At 66.6% G+C, this 1,348-nt stretch carries 2 protein-coding genes; both read left to right on the top strand.

Annotation, left to right across the window (positions count from 1 at the left end; all coding sequences use genetic code 11):
• Positions 1 to 166: 166 nt before the first annotated feature.
• On the top strand, positions 167 to 706 hold the full coding sequence (locus tag AB0959_RS52950; protein WP_366834209.1) for a winged helix-turn-helix domain-containing protein: 540 nt from the start codon (positions 167 to 169) through the stop codon (positions 704 to 706).
• Positions 703 to 1,230, top strand: coding sequence for a transposase (locus AB0959_RS52955; RefSeq protein ID WP_366834210.1), 528 nt, complete (start codon positions 703 to 705; stop codon positions 1,228 to 1,230). The genes AB0959_RS52950 and AB0959_RS52955 overlap by 4 nt, the downstream gene beginning before the upstream one ends.
• The last annotated feature ends 118 nt before the right edge of the window (positions 1,231 to 1,348 follow it).

Here is a 1,348-nt window from a genome sequence, read left to right on the forward strand (position 1 = left end):
CGACGAGCACTCACACCTTGCCTAACGACCGCCCACACCAGCCGTCACAAAATCATCCCTAACTACCAACTACTCAGATCAGATGCTCTCTTAGAGGTCCTACTGACCTTCAAAGCGTGGTGTCGGTAGGGCTGACGGTCCATGATCCCTGCGGTACGCCAGGTGCATGAGGTATGCGCAAGGGGGCGGGCTGACCGACGAACGGCGGGCCTTCCGCGAGAAGTTGCGGTTGGAGGCGGCCGAGCGGTTCCAGCAGGGTGACGAGAACGCGGTCATCGCTCACGACCTGCGGGTCGGCGTCCGGTCGGTACAGCGGTGGCGCAAAGCTTGGTCGCAGGACGGGCCGAAAGCCCTGGCCTCGAAGGGGCCGGCGTCGCTGCCACTGCTCAGCGACGAACTCTTCGCCGCCCTCGAGCGGGAGCTGCTCAAGGGCCCGGTCGCGCATGGCTGGCCGGACCAGACCTGGACGCTGTCGCGGATCAAGACCCTGATCGGGCGGCGGTTCCACAAGAGCTACACAGTCCAGGGCGTCGCCGCGCTGCTCAGACGGCATGGCTGGACCTGTCAGGTGCCCGCCCGCCGTGCCATCGAGCGAGACGAGGCGGCGGTGGCCGGCTGGATGAAGGAGACCTGGCCCCAGGTGGAGGGGCCGTGGCGGCGCTCGACGCATAGCTCGTCTTCGAGGACGAAGCCGTATTCTCGATGACGCCGCCGACCACCCGCACCTGGTCCCGCCGCGGCCACACCCCTGTGGTCCGCGTGCGGGGCCGCTCACGCCGCCGCTTATCGGTGGCCGCCCTGGCCTGCTACAAGACCGGCGAATACTCGCGGCTGATCTACCGGCCCTGCCCGGACGCCCGGCCCGACGGGCGCAAAAGCTTCTCCTGGAAGGACTACTGCGACCTGATCCAGACCGCCCACCAGCAGCTCGGCGGCCCGATCGTGCTGGTCTGGGACAACCTCAACACCCACCTCACCGCCGGTATGCGCCGCTATATCGCCGACCGCGACTGGCTCACCGTCTTCCAACTGCCGCCCTACGCACCCGACCTCAACCCGGTCGAGGGCATCTGGTCCGTCCTACGACGCACCACCATGGCCAACCGTGCCTTCGCCGACCCCGACGACCTGATCACTGCCGTCCGACGCGGCCTCCGCCAGCTCCAGTACCGCCACGACGTCCTCGACGGCTGCCTCACCGGAACCGGCCTCCGACGCCAGCCACCATGACGACATCACGCATTCAAGGTCAGTAACAGAAGCTGTTGATCATGTGACTTTCGGCTTGGGGTGTCGTTGGTCTGGTCGTGGGGAAACATCAGTCGCGGCCATGGATCGTGTCGGATGA

It is taken from the genome of Streptomyces sp. NPDC046862, assembly GCF_040704615.1.
In the GTDB taxonomy this organism is placed as follows: domain Bacteria; phylum Actinomycetota; class Actinomycetes; order Streptomycetales; family Streptomycetaceae; genus Streptomyces.

Excerpts from the sequence above, each read along its gene's own strand:
- AB0959_RS52950 (WP_366834209.1), top strand. The coding sequence starts at position 167 with ATGAGGTATGCGCAAGGGGGCGGGCTGACCGACGAACGGCGGGCCTTC.
- AB0959_RS52955 (WP_366834210.1), top strand. The coding sequence starts at position 703 with ATGACGCCGCCGACCACCCGCACCTGGTCCCGCCGCGGCCACACCCCT.